Genomic DNA, 15,981 nt, shown 5'->3' on the forward strand with positions numbered 1-15,981 from the left:
GAAACCGGATTGAGTGACAAATTATGGATAAGCGTAAAGTAGCTATCATCGGGGGTTCCGGCTTTATTGGGACGCGTTTGGTTAAGCGTCTGAGTGCGCGTAACGACCTGGTGCTGACCATCGTAGATAAAAAGCCGAGTGAGCATTTTCCTGAACTCTCTCAGTTTGGCGATGTAACCCAGCCCGAAACTCTGCGGCAGGCGCTGGTAGGTTGTGACGCCGTGATTAACCTTGCGGCCGAGCATCAGGATAACGTCGATCCTGTCTCACTGTATTATCAGGTTAACGTTGATGGTGCGCGCAATGTTTGCATGACGGCTTCGGCGCTGAATATCAAACAAATCATCTTTACCTCCTCGGTGGCGGTTTACGGCTTCGTGACTCAGGAAACCGGCGAGGAAGGGCTTTTCGAACCCTTTAACCATTACGGCAAATCAAAGCTGGAGGCCGAGTATGTTTACGAAGCCTGGCGCAAAGCCGATGGCAGCAACAAATTAACCATCATCCGCCCAACGGTGGTGTTTGGTGAAAATAATCGTGGCAACGTCTATAACCTGTTCCGGCAAATCGCCAGCGGCCGTTTTGTGATGATCGGCAGCGGTAATAATATGAAGTCTATGGCTTACGTAGAAAATATTGCCGCCAGACTGGAGCATGCGTTGGATCAGCAGGCAATCTATCAGGTCAGCAATTATGTTGATAAGCCCGACTTCACCATGAATCAACTGGTCGACGTTATTTCTTCTTCATTAGGAAAAAGTAATAAGACTATTCGCATTCCCTATTTATTTGGTCTCTGTGGCGCAACGGCCTTGGATGTGGTGAGCAAAATAAGTCGCCGTAAATTTCCAATTAGCCGAGTGCGGGTGCAAAAATTCTGCGCCAGAACGCAATTTAAAAGCAATGTGCAAAATGATTTCGTGGCGCCGGTCGATCTTGATTTGGCGATCGAAAAAACGATTAAGCACGAGTTTTCCTAGAGATACCTTTATTCAACGCTAAGGTTTTTATTCTTTCTGCTGGCAAGCGGATAAATCTGTATTTAACAGGATTAACTCATGCTGACTTATATCCTGACAATATAAATATTGTTTTTGTTAATAGCGCATTGGGAGCTGTAACTCAAGGGCGGTAGCGTGCTTATTCGCTGGAGGAACCATGTTATATCAACTGAGTGTGATATTTATTTTGGCGCTGATGCTGGTAGTTATTGCCCGCCGCGCTGCACTGGCGGTGGGGTTAGTGGATAAACCCAATGCCCGTAAGCGCCATCAGGGGCATGTACCGCTGGTCGGTGGCATTGCTATCTACCTTATCATGGCTCTGGTGACTTTCTGGCAACCGGACTGGTTGCCGCACAGCACCACCTATCTGTTGTGCGTCACCGCATTAGTGATGCTGGGGGTGCTTGATGACCGTTTTGATCTGCCGGTGGCGCCGCGCGTCATTGTGCAGGGAGGGATCGCGCTGGCGATGATGCTGGCGGCAGGGATGCAACTCTCTTCATTGGGGTTCCTGTGGGGCCACCAGGAGTTGCTGCTGGGCTATGCGGCGTTGCTAATCACGCCGTTGGCGGTCTGGGGGGCGATCAACGCCTATAACATGGTTGACGGTATCGACGGTCAGCTTGGCGCGCTGTCCTGTGTCACCTTTATGGCGTTGGCCATTTTGTTCGGGCTGGCCGGGCATGAGGCTCAGGCCTGGTGGTGTCTGAGCCTGATAGCGGCCCTGGCGGCCTACCTGCTGTTCAACCTCAGCGCATTCGGTGCGCGTAACAAGATTTTCATGGGTGATGCCGGCAGCATGGTGATTGGTTTCAGCGTGCTGTGGTTGTTGATTGTCGCCACCCAGGGTGAGGACGCGGTAATACGACCAGTGACCGCACTGTGGTTAATCGCCATCCCGCTGATGGACATGGTGACCGTGATGGTGCGCCGTTTGATGCGTCGCCAGAGCCCGTTCAAGGCCGGACGCGATCATCTGCATCATATTCTGATGCGCCGTGGCCTCAATGCGCGTCAGGCACTGGGGATGAGCTGCATGTTGGCGGTCACTCTGGCCTGTGTCGGCATCTGTAGTGAAGTGCTGCAGACACCGGATCACCTGATGCTGCTGGCCTTTGTATTTTGTTTCTTCGGTTATTTTGCCCTGTTGCACGAACCGCGCCAGGCAAGAATCTTTACTGATAATCCTACCGCCGATCGTTAATCCCCAACGGGCTGCAAAGGCGGCCCGTTTTCTCACGGTACCGTTATGAACCTTCATTTGCCTCATTGGATGCCACTGGTGCTGTCCAGCGTTTTGCTCAGCGGTTGCACTGCCTTTCCGGGTTCTCACCTGCCGACCCATGGCAAAGACGTCGTGACTCAGCAGGACGAAGACTTCGATTTGAACAAGCAGGTCCAGGTGTATCGCGTTACGCCGCTGCTATTGCAAAAAATGCGCCGGGTAGAGCCGGTGGCGCGGCCAAATCTGGCGCTGGACCAGCGTCTGCAAAGCTATCAATACCGTATTGGTATCGGTGATGTGCTTAACGTTACCGTCTGGGACCACCCGGAACTGACCACCCCGGCAGGGCAGTACCGCAGCGCCAGCGACACCGGCAACTGGGTACATGCCGATGGCTCGATCTTCTACCCCTACATCGGCCGGGTGAAGGTAGCAGGTAAAACCGTTAGCGAAGTGCGTAACCAGATCGCCGGACGATTGGCGACCTATGTGGAAAGCCCACAGGTCGACGTCAGCATTGCCGCATTCCGCTCGCAGAAAGTCTATGTGACCGGCGAAGTGAAAGCCTCCGGGCAGCAGGCGGTGACCAACGTGCCGCTGACCATTCTTGACGCAATCAACGCTGCCGGCGGGCTGACCGATAATGCCGACTGGCGCAACGTGGTGCTGACGCATCAGGGCAAAGAGCAGCCGATTTCCCTGCAGGCGCTGATGCAGCGCGGCGATATCAGCCAGAACCATCTGCTGGAGCCGGGCGACATCCTGTATGTGCCGCGTAACGACGAACTGAAAGTATTTGTGATGGGAGAGGTTGGCAAGCAGTCGACGCTGAAAATGGACCGCAGCGGTATGACGCTGACCGAGGCACTGGGCAGTTCCGAAGGGATCAGTCAAACGGTGGCCGACGCCACCGGCGTGTTCGTGATCCGCCCGAATGGCGGCAAACAGCCGCAGCGGCTGGCGTCGCTGTACCAGTTTGACCTGTCTGATGCCTCCGCGCTGGCAATGGGCACCGAATTCCAGTTGGAACCTTACGACGTGGTGTACGTCACTGCGGCGCCGATCGCGCGCTGGAACCGTTTGATCAGCCAGTTGGCACCCACCATTTCCAGCTTTAACGACCTCAGCGAGGCCACGTTGCGGGTCCGTAATTGGTAATCCCGTAACGGTGACTTAAGGAATACTGATGATGAAGAACAACGCATTGCCGATTGTGATGGCTGAACAGGACGACAAACTGGAATGGGAGCGCCTGATTGGCCCACTGTGGGATAACCGCTGGCGCATTCTGCTGGTTACCGGCGTGGCCGGTATTCTGGGCTGCGCTTATGCGCTGATGGCGACGCCAATCTATCAGGCCACGGCTCTGGTGCAGGTGGAAAAGCAGCTCTCGGGTGATTCACTGCTGCGTGAAACGCTGGACAGCTCTATTGGAGGCTCCATCGGGCAGAACTCGGCGACTCAGGACGAAGTTTCGCTGGCGAAATCGCGCTACGTGATTGGCAAAACCGTCGACGATCTTGGTCTGACTGTGCGTATCAGCCCGCACTACTTCCCGCTGTTTGGCAAGGGTATCGCCCGTCTGAGCGGTGAAACGCCGCCGGTGCTGAACATCTCCGGCATGAAGGTGCCGGCTGTCATGCAGGGCCAGGAACTGACCCTGACCGCAGAGGATCAACAGCGCTACAGCCTGAGCCATGACGGCAAAAAATTGTTCAGCGGCAGCGTTGGGCAAGCCCTGCAGCAGGGCGGTTGGGCACTAAATGTGACCGCGCTGGAAGCCCTGCCTGGCACAACCTTCACCCTAGTTAACGTTCCGCGCCAGAAAGCGGTGGATGAGCTGCGCAACATGCTCGACGTCGCCCCCGGTGGCAAGGAAAGCGGCATCATGACCTTTAGCCTGGCGGGGGAGGATCCGCAGCGTGCGGAGGCGGTGCTAAAAAGCATCACCGACAACTACCTGCAACAGAACGTGGATCGCAAAACCGAGGAAGCCCAGCGCATGCTGGCCTTCCTGCACGAGCAGTTGCCGCGTACTCAAAGCTCGCTGAACAAGGCCGAAAATCAACTTAATCAGTTCCGTCAGCAAAACGACTCGGTGGATTTGTCGCTTGAGGCCAAATCGGTACTGGATACCCAGGTTCAGCTTGAAGGCCAGTTAAATGAGCTGACCTTCAAAGAGGCGGAAATCTCCAAGCTGTATACCCGCGTGCATCCAGCCTATCGGGCGCTGTTGGAAAAACGCGCCACGCTGAACGCGGAAAAGAGCCGCCTGGGCAAGCAGGTACAAAACTTGCCGAAAACCCAACAGGAAATTCTGCGCTTAACCCGCGACGTGCAGGTGGATCAGCAGGTCTATATGCAACTGATGAACAAACAGCAGGAATTAAGCATCAGCAAGGCCGGCACGGTGGGCAACATCCGTATTATTGATGAGGCGGAAACCGGTCTGCGTCCGGTGCAACCGCAAAAAATGATGATCGTTTTATTCGCTCTGTTGATGGGGGGCGTGCTGTCAGCCTCTTGGGTGGTGTTGCGTGCCGCGCTTCACCGTGGCATCAGTGACACCGATACGCTGGAAAAGCGCGGCATCAGCGTGTATGCCACGGTGCCGCTGTCGCCATGGCAGCAAAAGCGTAATCGCACCCAGCAGCAGTTGTTGACCAAAAGCAGCAGCGGCAAGCTGCCAATCCTGGCGCAAGAGCAACCGGAGGATTTATCCGTCGAGGCTATCCGCAGCCTGCGGACCAGTTTGCACTTCGCCATGATGGAGGCCAAAAACAATATTCTGATGGTTTCCGGTGCCAGCCCCGCCAGTGGCAAAAGCTTTACCAGCACCAACCTGGCGGTGGTGATCGCCCAGGCAGGGCAGCGGGTGTTGTTGATCGACGCCGACATGCGCAAAGGCTTTTTGCACCGCTGGCTGAACAACAACGCCAAAGACGGGCTGTCAGACATGCTGTCCGGGCTGATCGCACCTGCTCAGGCGGTGAAGAAAACCGATATCGCCAATCTGAACTTTGTGCCGCGCGGTCAGGTGCCACCGAATCCGTCTGAACTGCTGATGCATCAGCGCTTTGCCGACTTCCTGCGCTGGGCAGGGCAAAACTACGATCTGGTACTGATCGATACGCCGCCGGTACTGGCGGTGACCGACGCCGCCATTGTGGGTCATCATGCCGGTACGGCGCTGATGGTGGTGCGTTTTGAGGCCAACACCGTCAGACAGATTGAGACCAGTATCCGTCGTTTCGAACAGAACGGCGTGACGATTAAAGGGGTGATCCTCAACGGCATAGTGAAGAAAACCGCCACCGATGCCGATTACTATGCCTTTGCTTACCCCAGCTACCAGGAAAAGGTTCAGTAACCGCATGAAAGCGATGCTGATGAACTCCCTGTGGTTGATGTTGGAACGGGTATCGCTGAGCCTGTCAGGCATTTTTGTTTCGGTGTACGTGGCGCGCTACCTGGGGCCGGCGCAATACGGGCTGATTAACTACCTGCTGTCGGTGATCGCCATTGCCGTACCGCTGGTACAGCTGGGGGCCGACGCGGTGTTGTTTAACCGTGTCGCCCGGCGACGGCACAGCGGTATCCGGCTGATGCTGGCCTCAATGCGCCTACGTCGACAGTTGTTTGCGCTGATCGCCGTGCCGCTGATGGCCTGGGCGCTGCTGACGCAGGATCGTACCAGCCAGATCATGATGGCGTTAATGCTGCTCAGCGCTTATTTCTCGGTGCAGGACGTTTATAAAATCTATTACGACGCCCTGCTTAAATCGAAGTTGAACACGATGATCAACAACCTGGCGCTGTTGCTGTCGATCGTGGTTCGGCTGGCGCTGGTGCATGTCAAATTGCCGCTGGAGTGGTTTGCCGTGCCTTATGTGTTGAGCAGCCTGATCCCTTACGCGGTGCGCTGGGTGCTGTTTCGCCGAGAGCGCAGTGGGCTGCGGCCTATCGGCAGGCGTCATCAACGGCGTTACGGATGCTACCTGTTAAAAGTGGGGTTGCCGCTGGCGGTTTCGGGCTTGTCGATAGTTATCTACACCCGTATCGATCAGATCATGATCGGTAATTATCTGGGCGAGCATAGCGTCGGGTTGTACAGCGCCGCCATCACCCTAAGTCAGGGCTGGATCTTCGTGCCGATTGCGCTGATCACCTCGATGATGCCGGGAGTGGCGAATGCCCGCACCCAGGTCGAAAAGGAAGCTCGCATCCGGCTGTTGTATCTGGTGGTGCTGCTGCTTTCGATGCCGGTGATTTTGCTGCTTTCGCTGCTTCCCGGGCCAATAGTGGCGCTGATGTTTGGTGACAGCTACCGTGAAACCGCCACTATCCTGGCGTTGTGTTCGGTGACTTCGTTGTTCTCGGTCATGGGCACCGTGTCCTATCGGGCGATTGTGCTGTTTGGCGGTTACCGATTTATCGCGATAAAAATGCCGCTGGCCGCCTTGGCCAATGTGTTGATGAATCTGGTGTTGATCCCGCGTTACGGCATTGCGGGCGCGGCGGTTGCAACGCTGATCACCGAGTTTATTTCATTTTTTGTACTTAATGGTTTTTTCAGAAGAGGACAAATTACCCGGCTGCAGGTCACCTGCTACCGTTGTTTACCTCAACTAATAGGGAAGGTGCGAGAACTTTATGCTAAATAATCTGGTGGAGGGTTTTTACCGTAATATACCCGATGCACTATATCATCAGTTAAAGTACGCATTATTTTTTCGCAAGATGCCGCATTTGGCCAGGCCGGTGGGGTATAGCGAAAAACTGATGCGTAGAAAAGTCTATCCCCTGGCAATGTACACGCAATTGTCCGATAAGTATCAGGTGCGGGATTATATTAAAAAACTGTGGGGGGAAGAGTACCTGATTGAACTTTACGCACAGGGAAAAGAATTGACTGAGGAGATGTATGAGGCATTGCCTGATGCATTCGTTATTAAGGCCAACCACGGCAGTGGTTATAATAAACTGGTGTTTGATAAAAGCCAGACCAGCTTTAATGAATTAAGAGTTCTTACCAACAGTTGGTTGCGACAGAATTTTTATCAGGTTTACCGCGAGCGCCACTATAAAGATATCCCCCCCCGTGTGATGGTGGAAAAAATGTTGCTGGAAGACGGCAAGACGCCGAATGACATCAAGATCCACTGCTTTAACCGCGGCGGCGAAGTGCGCTTTTTCATCCAGATTGATTACCAGCGTTTTATCGATCACCGGCGTGATTTTTTTGACGCCGACTGGAACCGCACCGAAATCCGCCTGGGCGTGCCCAACAGCGAGGTGCCGATGGATAAACCCTGCCGGCTGGAACAGATGCTGGCACTGGCACACAAGGTTGCCGAGCAATTCTCTTATGTACGTGTCGATTTTTATCAGGTGCAGCAACGTATCTATTTTGGCGAGCTGACATTCACCCCAGGGGCCGGTCTGCAAAGGCTGACGCCAGAAACCATTGAACAGGAGTGGGGAGGTTATTTCCAGGAGTAGTTGAATAACCGGTAGGCTGCGCGGATTTTACCCGCGTCAGAACGGGGGGGAATAACCGGACAAGGATATTCTGGGATAACAAACTATTCCGTTGGCAATAATGCTGTTTTGCCAAATGATAATATATTGTTGAGGTAATAAATGGACTTATCGATTGTCATGCCCGTTTTTAATAACTCAGCCAGCTTGGCCGCTACATTAGTCAGGATGACTAATGCCTGCCTGGGGTTCGATTATGAAATTATCGTGGTTGATAATGCTTCCGACCAACCAGAGCTGGATAATATGCGCGGCTTATTGGCCGCCAACAGCCGAGCACGATTACATGAAAATAAAGTTCGCAGTAATACGGCTTTTTCCTGTAATACCGGTTTTCGTCTGGCGCGTGCGGAAGTGGTTTTCTTTCTGGAGCCGGAGGGCTCTTTTAGTACCAACTATATTATCCGTCGCCTGGAACGCCATCAGGACACCCGGCTGGACATTATTTTTGGTAATTACGCCACGGTGAGTGACAAAAATATTCGCAGCTATCGATTTGATTACAAGGAGGGGGTGGCGGGGGCAGATTTTTTATTTCTCGACATGGGTGATATTCGTACCTCCACCATCAGCCTGCGTAAAAAAGCGGACCGACGGTTTTTATTCCCGGAGTTCCTCTACAAGTACCAGGACTGGGGGTTTTTGGTCAACGCCACCAATCTGGGGGCCAAAGTGGCCTTTGACGAAGGGCTTGGGGTGTTCATCCGCTGCGGGGATGTCGATACGGATCGTTGCCGGATGAACCTCGACGACAGCGAACAGTTTATTGATGCCTATCTGAACGCCAGTGGCCGTTACATCAGCGGGTTTGCCTGCAAACACCTGCTGGCCTCGCTGTACAGCGAAAACCTGCAGGCTTTCAACTATTACTCATCGCGTACGGAACGCCAGGCTCTGAGCAGCAAGTTCAGGGCGATCAAACTGTACGGCGACTGCCTGGCCAGATTGGGGCTGTTTCCGTTGGGGGGGCGTCTGTTGCGCAGCGCCCGCGAGGGATTTCGGAGATGACATGCAGCAAAGAAAAGTAGCGATTGTGATTGAGAACATCGCCGAAAAAGGCGGTACCGAGCGGGTCGCCAGCAGCCTGGCCAATGCGCTGGCTACGCGTCTGGGGCATCAGGTGGATCTGGTGTCGATCAGCGGTGACCGGGCGTTTTACCCGCTGGACTCTGCGGTGAAGCTGCGCTTTATGCCCGGCAGAACGCTGCTGTGGCCCTGGCGGTTGGCGTGGTTTCTGCGGCGTGGCCGTTATGACGTGATAGTCACCGTTTCGATGGGGAAACTCTCGGCGCTGATGGTGCCCTACCTGCGTTTACTCTGTCCGCATAGCCGTCTGCTGCTGAGTGAACACGTCAGCTTCCATCAATATGCCTGGCCGATGAAGTGGCTGAAGGTGCTGGTTTATCGGTTAGGCGACCGCACGGTACTGCTGACGAAAAAAGATCTGGCCACCATCAGCCGCTGGGTGCCGGAACGCAAATGTCAGGTGATCGAAAACGTTTCACCTTTCCCGGTGCAATCGCCGCAGCCAAAGTTGCAACAGCCGGTGGCGCTGGCGGTCGGTCGGCTGTGCCATCAGAAAGGTTTTGATCGCCTGATTGCCGCCTGGCAACGGGTGGCACGGCAAACGGCGGGGTGGCAACTGCATATTGTCGGTGATGGCCCGGATCGCGTCGCGCTACAGCAGCAGATTGACGCCGCCGGATTGACTGAACAGGTGAAGTTGCTACCGGCGACCGCGGATATTGCCAGCCACTATCGTCAGGCGGCAATGCTGTTGATGACTTCGCGTTACGAAGGGCTACCGATGGTGTTGATTGAAGCCATGAGCTTCGGTCTGCCGCTGGTGGCGTTTGACTGCCTGACCGGGCCAGCCGAGCTGATCGTTGACGCGAGGAATGGCTATCTGGTGGCAGAAGGCGATATCGAGGCTTTCAGCCAACGCACGCTGGCGCTGATCGACGATGGTGAATTACGGCAGCGCTTTTCTATGCACTCGCTGGAGCGGGCGCAGCAGTTCATCCCTGAGCGGATTTATCCCCAATGGCAACAGCTTATCGCTGGAGGTTAAGATGGAAAAAGTTTCAGTTATCATGCCGGCCTACAACGCCGCAGGCTTTATCAAACAGTCGATCCTCGGGGTACTGAACCAGACCTATCAGGATTATCACCTGTATGTGATCGACGATGCCTCCACCGATCAGACCGCTGAGGTGGTGAAACCCTTTATTCACGATCGTCTGACCTACATTCGCAATAACACCAACCAGGGCGTGGCCGAAACCCGCAATATCGCGATTGAAGCGGCGCGCGGCGATTATATTGCCTTTTGCGACAGCGATGATGTCTGGCACCCCAACAAGCTGGCGCGTCAGGTCGGCATCCTGAAAACCGACCGTTATGACGTGGTGTGCTCACACTATTACACCTTTGAAGATGACCCAACGCGGGTGAAAAATTACCGAGGTTCCGGGGAGATCATCGCCTACCGGGACATGCTGAAAAGCAACTGGATCGGTAACCTGACCGGGATGTACAACCAGCGCCAGGTTGGCAAGGTGTACCAAAGCAAGGTCGGGCACGAGGACTATGTGATGTGGCTGTCGGTGCTGGAAAAAGCGCGCAACCATTTGGCGTATTGCATACCCGAGCCGCTGGCCTTTTACCGTCTCTCTGCGCAGTCACTATCCGGCAATAAAATTCAGGCGGCCGACTGGCAATGGCAGATTTATCGCCGTCATCTGGGGCTTTCCTACCAGAAGTCCTGTTACCTGTTCTTCTCTTATCTGTACAACGCGGTGATGAAAAGACAATGAAACTCAGCAAGTTAACCACCGCCTGCCTGCTGCTCGGTTCCGGTCTGGTCAATGCTGCCCCCTGCAGCAACAACCTGGTACAGGATCCTGGGTTCGAGCAGGGAGGCTCTGGCTGGTCACTGGCCTCGTCACAGGTGGTGGCGGGCGGTCACGGCGGCCAGAGCAGCCTGTTCTATCAAAATCACAACCCCGCCAGTTACCACAACATGCTGCAGACGCTGTCGGTTAAACCGGGCCAGCAGCTGGCTTTTGGCACCTGGGTGCGCGGTGAGAACCTGAAGGGCAAGGGGGAGGATCAGGGAGCCGGGGTATTTATCGAAAGTTATGACAGTCAGGGGCGTTTTTTGGCTGGCAGCTATCCGCAGGGCCTGCTGGGCACCAGCGGCTGGCAACCGGTCACGGGCGGTTTTCGGGTACCGCCGCGCGCGGTAAAGGTGGTGCTGGGCGTCTATCTACGCCGAGGGACCACCGGCAGCGCCTGGTTTGATGATGTCTATGCCTGTCAGCAGCCGGTCGCGCCGGAGCTATACCAGATGCGCAGCGGCCAGGGGACGGCATCGAGCCTGATTGAAGTGGTTGAGCCGCAGCAGGTGCAGGTGGACAGCACGCTGGTCGACGACAAAAACACCGCCGTGAAGTACGACAGCCGCCGTTATCGCATTAGCGGGCAACAGCAGGTGGAGTTCCCGCTGCCTACCGGTCTTGCCGCCGGGGAGTATCGCCTGCAGCAGCAGGTGACGGACGTGGCTTCCCAGCAGAGCCAGCGCAGTGAAATGCCGATCAGTGTCGGTCGCGAACAGCCCAAAGTGGCATTGGACGCGCAGGGTTATACCCTGAAACAGGGCGAGCGTTTCTTCCCGCTCGGTATTTATATGTACGGCGAGATGGTGACGGATGAGCATCTGGCGCGCATCCGCGATGCCGGTTTCAACACCTTGCTCAATTACAACTACGGTACCGGTCGCGATCCCGATAACTATTTCCGCAAAACCCGGCAGTACGGCTTGCAGGTGATTTTCTCGCTCAAGGACATGTATGTCGGTACCCGGTTCGCGCCGGAAACCAAATTGAGCTATCCGCAACTGACGGCGAACTATGTGGAAAGGTTCAAACACCAGCCGAACCTGCTGGCCTGGTATATCAATGATGAACTGGGGCCGGAATACGTGCCGCAGATCGAGCAAAAGCATCTGCAGGTAAAACGCCTGGATCCGGATCACCTGACGTTCCAGGTGCTGGACAAGACCGGCACGCTCAACGCCTATTTCAACAGTTCGGATGTGCTGGCCAGCGATCCTTACCCGGTCGGCAGAGACGCCGATCTGACGCGGACGCTGGAGTACAGCCGCATTACCAGCCAGGTCGCGCGGCAGGTCAAAGGGGCCTGGCTGGTGATGCAGATTATGGATCACGCCGCTTATGCGCCGGGGCGTAAACCGCGCCAACCGACGGAGGCGGAGATGCGCAATCAGGCCTGGTTGGGGCTGATTGGCGGCGCGAAGGGCATCCTGTTTTATTCCTACACCGACTTGTTCTACAAGCGTCAGCGTGGCGGTTTTAGCCAGCAGGAGTTTGATGCTATCTGGCACGGTGTGGCCAGCGTGGCGCAGCAGATTGTCAGCTTTAACCCTTACCTGCTTTCCGGCGAAAGCACCCTGTTGCAGGGCAACAATACTGCCATTCCGGCCAGGCTGTTTATCAACGGCGAGCAGGGTCTGGTGCTGATCGCCAACCCTTACTATCGGCCAATGTCGGCGCGCTTTGACCTGCCGACCGGCTGGAAGGTGCAGGGGCAACGGCAGATTGAGGCCCAATTGCCGTCGATGGGCAGTCGGGCGGTGTGGGTACAACGTCAAAAAGAAAACCGAGGATAACCGATGATGAATACCACTCTGAGCCTGATTATTCCGGTGTATAAGGTTGAGGCTTATATTGAGGCCTGCCTGTGCTCAGTGCTGCAACAGCTGCCGGACTGGGCGGAAGTGATCATCGTGGATGACGGCAGCCCGGATGACGCTATCACCATTGCCGAAGATGTGCTGTGCCGCTATCCGCAGCACAAACTGCAGGTCAGTATTCTGCGTCAGCAAAATCAGGGGCTGAGCGAGGCGCGTAACAGAGGCATTGCCCATGCGCAGGGCAGCTATGTTGGCTTTCTTGACTCCGACGATGTGCTGCTGGAAGGGTATTTCAGCATTTTGGGGCGCTTGCTGGCCGATAACCCGCGGGCAGACATCGTGGCCTTCAACGCCCAGCGTTTCTCGACGGTCAACAACGGCAAAATCCAGTCGGACGGCACTATGGCTATCGTGCCCGGCAATGCCGCCCCGCAGCAGCGTGATGCTCACATGGCGCTGCTGGCGGACAGCTTCAACCGCAGTATGTGGTTTGCCTGGGCGCGTATTTACCGCAAGACGCTGTTCGATCAGGCGCGTTTCCCGGCGGGACGCAATTTCGAAGATATTCAGTTGGTCCCGCAACTGTACCTGAAGGCGGAACGTATTGTGGTCTGCGACACGCCGCTGGTGGGTTACCGGGCCAACCCCAATGGCATCACGCGTGCGCCCAAACGACGCGATCTGGATGACCTGGATTACGCACTCGACGGTGCCGACACGGCACGCCGGGAGGGGATGGGGCACGGGCTGTACTCGGTACTCTTCGTAACCACGCTGAAGGCGCGTTTGCTGGTCGGGCTGGACTTTTTCGGGCTGCGTGATGCGCTGCGCGAAACCCGCGAGCTGAAACGTCGCTACTCCGGCCTGCGAGCGGAGGAGCGCAAAATGCTGAGCCGCAAGAACCGGCTGTTCTACCGCAGCCCGCTGGCTTACTACCTGATGGCGCGGCTGTATAACCTGCGCGGATAGCGGCGCATCTATGTCAATTGGGGCAAATCTATACCCAAGATAATTGGAGTGGCATCGCGGCGGCAACCAAACGCATCCCCGGGAGCGTACAAGTAGTACGTGACCGGGGTAAGTGCGGGCGGCCAACAAAGATGCAGCTTCAAGTATGCAGGGTGTATTCGCCCCCTACAGGCAGAATCAAATTATGAGTACTACCGTTAGCGTCATCATACCCACCTATGGCCGCAGTGAACTGTTGGTACGCGCCATCGAGAGCGTGCTGGCGCAAACCCATCGTCCGCTGGAAATTATCGTGGTGGATGACAATGCGCAGGGCGATGCGCATCGCCTGGCGACCCGTGAACGCCTGGCTGCTTATATCGAGCAGGGGCAGATCATTTACTCCCCACGTCGCCACAACGGCGGCGGCGCGCAGGCGCGTAACAGCGGGATCCTGCGCTCTAGTGGCGAATACATTACCTTTCTGGATGATGACGACTACTACCATCCGCAGAAAATCGCCCGGCAATTGGCGTTTATGCAGCAGGGCAGTTACGACGTCAGCCTGTGCGACATGGATATTCTCAAGGACGGGCAGATCAGCACCGAGCATTATTACCGGGCGCGTTGCGCAGGGCTGGAAGACTTTATGCTGGCCGGCGTGGCCTACACGCCGATGATCATGCTGCGGCGTAGCATGGCCATTGCGGTGCGCGGATTCTTTAATACCCCGCGCTATCAGGACCATATCTTCCTGTACCGGCTGTTGGCAGCCGGGGCGAACATCGGCACGTTGCATGAACGCCTGGCAGTGCACAACGATCATGACGGCGAACGCATCACCTCCAGCCCGAAAGGCATCCTGGGTTACCGCAATAAAATGCAGTTTGAAAAGCGATTGATGCCGCAGATTTCGCCCCGGGCGCGCAACATCATGCGTCTGCGCCACACCTGCATTAACTCGCGCATCATTGCCGACGGCAGGAGCCGTCTGGCCGGGGTGTTATACGGGCTGAAGGGGATTGTCTACGTTAATAGCGGGCTGATGGCAGGGGTGTATATGAAAAATATCATCCGCAATGTGTTTTTCCGTGGCGTGCCATTCTGAATTACGAAATTAGTCAGGTAAACATCTCCCTCTCTCCGGCCCTCTCCCACATGAGAGGGGATTATTTAGCCAGAGGATGATTATGCGCTTTGAACGTTCTACGCTGATTGGCGGCGTGCTGCTGCTGACGGTACCGTTGTTTGCCTTGCTGCACAGCATTGGTACGCTGCGGGCGGGAAAGAAAAATACGGTGGCTTATCTGCTGATTGCGCTGTGTTTTTTCTTCTTCTTTATTAAAATCCCACCATTGGCCGATCTCTACCGTCACTTTGCCAACTATGATGCGATTAACTCGGCCACCAGCCTGGGTGATGTTATTCAGGGCAAGGTGGACGTGGTACTGTACGCCAACTTTTATATTTTCAAAAAGCTGACTATCCCTTTTTACGTCATTCCGGGGCTGTACGTTGGCCTGTCGGTTTACTGCTATCTCGCTGCGCTCAATATTGTCATGCTGCACGCCGGCAAGGCGTTTTCACCTCGGCAGTTTGTCTTGCTGCATCTGGCGGTGCTGTTTCTGATCAACCCGTTTATCATCGGTATGGGGCTGCGTTTTGGCTTCTCGATGGCGGTGATGACGTTGGCTATGGTGCTGTTTTGCCATAAACAGAATCGGCCGCTGGCCGCCGGCCTGATGTTATTCGCCATGCTGACCCACTTTTCCAGCATGCTGTTGGTCGGGGTGTTTTTGTGCAGCCGGGTAATGCGGCTAAACCGTTTGCTGACGGTAGTGTTTAGCGCCATTGCGTTGCTGACCGCCAAGTTCGCACTGCCGTTTATCCTTTCTCATATTACGATTTCTGGCATTAACAGTTACTCCGACGTCTATACATCCGGTATGTATGCCAGCGATTACCTGACCTCCGGCAATGCCAATGGGATGATTAACTTCCTGATCGTGCTGTTCCCAGCGCTGTTTCTCGGGGTCTTCATGTTGGCGAACCCGATGCGTAACCAGGTGGGGGACATCAAAAACACCGCAGCCTGGCTGGTGGTATTTGTGTTCCTGTGTTCCAGTTCGTTGCAGGCGGCCAGCCGCTATGCCAGCGTGGCGTCGGTATTCCTGCTGTTTTACTACGTGGCTCATCAGGGCTCGTTCATTCGCGGCAGGTTTAACTACTTCTTCTTGTGCTTTATGCTGATGGCCACTGGCTATAACCTGATCGAAAACATCTATGTCCCACGTCGGCCGATCATGCTGGGCCAAATGTGGCAGTCATTCTATAAAACCCCGTTGTTGAACCTGTTCTACGGCGAACAGGAGTATGAGCAATATCTGCGGTTTATTAATCGCGACAGCGGCGAGTGGATCGGTCATGAAATGGATGCAGGCTAACGCACTTCTGCCTCCACTAACATCAACATAGCAGCCAGGGATGCGGGCGCGATCCGCATCCTACCCCCAAATACCCCGGCTGACTTCGCAGTACATCCCGCCGAA

General features: G+C 55.3%; 13 protein-coding genes. All 13 read left to right on the plus strand.

The annotated features are described in order from the left end of the window. Positions 1 to 23: 23 nt before the first annotated feature. Positions 24 to 980, plus strand: a complete 957-nt coding sequence (locus ACUTSU_RS08125) for an NAD-dependent epimerase/dehydratase family protein (RefSeq protein ID WP_445650567.1) — start codon at positions 24 to 26, stop codon at positions 978 to 980. A 178-nt stretch (positions 981 to 1,158) separates the two neighbouring features. Beyond that, positions 1,159 to 2,208: a UDP-N-acetylglucosamine--undecaprenyl-phosphate N-acetylglucosaminephosphotransferase gene (gene wecA / locus ACUTSU_RS08130; RefSeq protein WP_445654000.1), complete on the plus strand. Its 1,050-nt coding sequence runs from the start codon at positions 1,159 to 1,161 to the stop codon at positions 2,206 to 2,208. 45 nt (positions 2,209 to 2,253) lie between these two features. Next, positions 2,254 to 3,387: a polysaccharide export protein gene (locus ACUTSU_RS08135; RefSeq protein ID WP_445654001.1), complete on the plus strand. Its 1,134-nt coding sequence runs from the start codon at positions 2,254 to 2,256 to the stop codon at positions 3,385 to 3,387. A gap of 28 nt (positions 3,388 to 3,415) precedes the next feature. Then, on the plus strand, positions 3,416 to 5,599 hold the full coding sequence (locus ACUTSU_RS08140; RefSeq protein WP_445650569.1) for a polysaccharide biosynthesis tyrosine autokinase: 2,184 nt from the start codon (positions 3,416 to 3,418) through the stop codon (positions 5,597 to 5,599). Between the two features lie 4 nt (positions 5,600 to 5,603). Beyond that, on the plus strand, positions 5,604 to 6,893 hold the full coding sequence (locus tag ACUTSU_RS08145) for a flippase (protein WP_445650570.1): 1,290 nt from the start codon (positions 5,604 to 5,606) through the stop codon (positions 6,891 to 6,893). Next, positions 6,883 to 7,731, plus strand: coding sequence for an ATP-grasp fold amidoligase family protein (locus tag ACUTSU_RS08150; RefSeq protein ID WP_445654002.1), 849 nt, complete (start codon positions 6,883 to 6,885; stop codon positions 7,729 to 7,731). Before ACUTSU_RS08145 ends, ACUTSU_RS08150 begins: the two co-directional genes overlap by 11 nt. 141 nt (positions 7,732 to 7,872) lie before the next feature. After that, positions 7,873 to 8,778, plus strand: a complete 906-nt coding sequence (locus ACUTSU_RS08155) for a glycosyltransferase family 2 protein (protein ID WP_445654003.1) — start codon at positions 7,873 to 7,875, stop codon at positions 8,776 to 8,778. Position 8,779: 1 nt separating this feature from the next. Then, positions 8,780 to 9,841 (plus strand): glycosyltransferase family 4 protein, encoded by a 1,062-nt coding sequence (locus ACUTSU_RS08160; RefSeq protein ID WP_445650573.1) that lies wholly within the window; start codon positions 8,780 to 8,782, stop codon positions 9,839 to 9,841. A 1-nt stretch (position 9,842) separates the two neighbouring features. Further along, positions 9,843 to 10,586 (plus strand): glycosyltransferase family 2 protein, encoded by a 744-nt coding sequence (locus tag ACUTSU_RS08165; protein WP_135344187.1) that lies wholly within the window; start codon positions 9,843 to 9,845, stop codon positions 10,584 to 10,586. Further along, positions 10,583 to 12,460 carry a carbohydrate-binding protein CenC gene (locus ACUTSU_RS08170; protein WP_445650574.1) on the plus strand — a complete coding sequence of 626 codons (1,878 nt, stop codon included), beginning with the start codon at positions 10,583 to 10,585 and terminating at the stop codon, positions 12,458 to 12,460. Before ACUTSU_RS08165 ends, ACUTSU_RS08170 begins: the two co-directional genes overlap by 4 nt. A gap of 3 nt (positions 12,461 to 12,463) precedes the next feature. Then, on the plus strand, positions 12,464 to 13,453 hold the full coding sequence (locus ACUTSU_RS08175) for a glycosyltransferase family 2 protein (RefSeq protein WP_445654004.1): 990 nt from the start codon (positions 12,464 to 12,466) through the stop codon (positions 13,451 to 13,453). 184 nt (positions 13,454 to 13,637) lie between these two features. After that, positions 13,638 to 14,540, plus strand: a complete 903-nt coding sequence (locus tag ACUTSU_RS08180; RefSeq protein WP_445650576.1) for a glycosyltransferase family 2 protein — start codon at positions 13,638 to 13,640, stop codon at positions 14,538 to 14,540. Positions 14,541 to 14,622: 82 nt separating this feature from the next. Next, the gene (locus ACUTSU_RS08185; RefSeq protein WP_445650577.1) at positions 14,623 to 15,876 is read left to right on the plus strand and encodes a hypothetical protein; all 1,254 of its coding nucleotides are present in this window, start codon (positions 14,623 to 14,625) and stop codon (positions 15,874 to 15,876) included. Positions 15,877 to 15,981: the final 105 nt, after the last annotated feature.

The organism is Serratia sp. NA_13 (assembly GCF_052691735.1).

Bases quoted from the DNA above. Each gene is read 5' to 3' on its own strand.
- ACUTSU_RS08155 (WP_445654003.1), top strand. From the start codon at position 7,873: ATGGACTTATCGATTGTCATGCCCGTTTTTAATAACTCAGCCAGCTTG.
- ACUTSU_RS08160 (WP_445650573.1), top strand. From the start codon at position 8,780: ATGCAGCAAAGAAAAGTAGCGATTGTGATTGAGAACATCGCCGAAAAA.
- ACUTSU_RS08185 (WP_445650577.1), top strand. From the start codon at position 14,623: ATGCGCTTTGAACGTTCTACGCTGATTGGCGGCGTGCTGCTGCTGACG.
- ACUTSU_RS08180 (WP_445650576.1), top strand. From the start codon at position 13,638: ATGAGTACTACCGTTAGCGTCATCATACCCACCTATGGCCGCAGTGAA.
- ACUTSU_RS08125 (WP_445650567.1), top strand. From the start codon at position 24: ATGGATAAGCGTAAAGTAGCTATCATCGGGGGTTCCGGCTTTATTGGG.
- ACUTSU_RS08175 (WP_445654004.1), top strand. From the start codon at position 12,464: ATGATGAATACCACTCTGAGCCTGATTATTCCGGTGTATAAGGTTGAG.
- ACUTSU_RS08170 (WP_445650574.1), top strand. From the start codon at position 10,583: ATGAAACTCAGCAAGTTAACCACCGCCTGCCTGCTGCTCGGTTCCGGT.
- ACUTSU_RS08150 (WP_445654002.1), top strand. From the start codon at position 6,883: ATGCTAAATAATCTGGTGGAGGGTTTTTACCGTAATATACCCGATGCA.
- ACUTSU_RS08140 (WP_445650569.1), top strand. From the start codon at position 3,416: ATGATGAAGAACAACGCATTGCCGATTGTGATGGCTGAACAGGACGAC.
- ACUTSU_RS08165 (WP_135344187.1), top strand. From the start codon at position 9,843: ATGGAAAAAGTTTCAGTTATCATGCCGGCCTACAACGCCGCAGGCTTT.
- ACUTSU_RS08135 (WP_445654001.1), top strand. From the start codon at position 2,254: ATGAACCTTCATTTGCCTCATTGGATGCCACTGGTGCTGTCCAGCGTT.
- wecA (WP_445654000.1), top strand. From the start codon at position 1,159: ATGTTATATCAACTGAGTGTGATATTTATTTTGGCGCTGATGCTGGTA.
- ACUTSU_RS08145 (WP_445650570.1), top strand. From the start codon at position 5,604: ATGAAAGCGATGCTGATGAACTCCCTGTGGTTGATGTTGGAACGGGTA.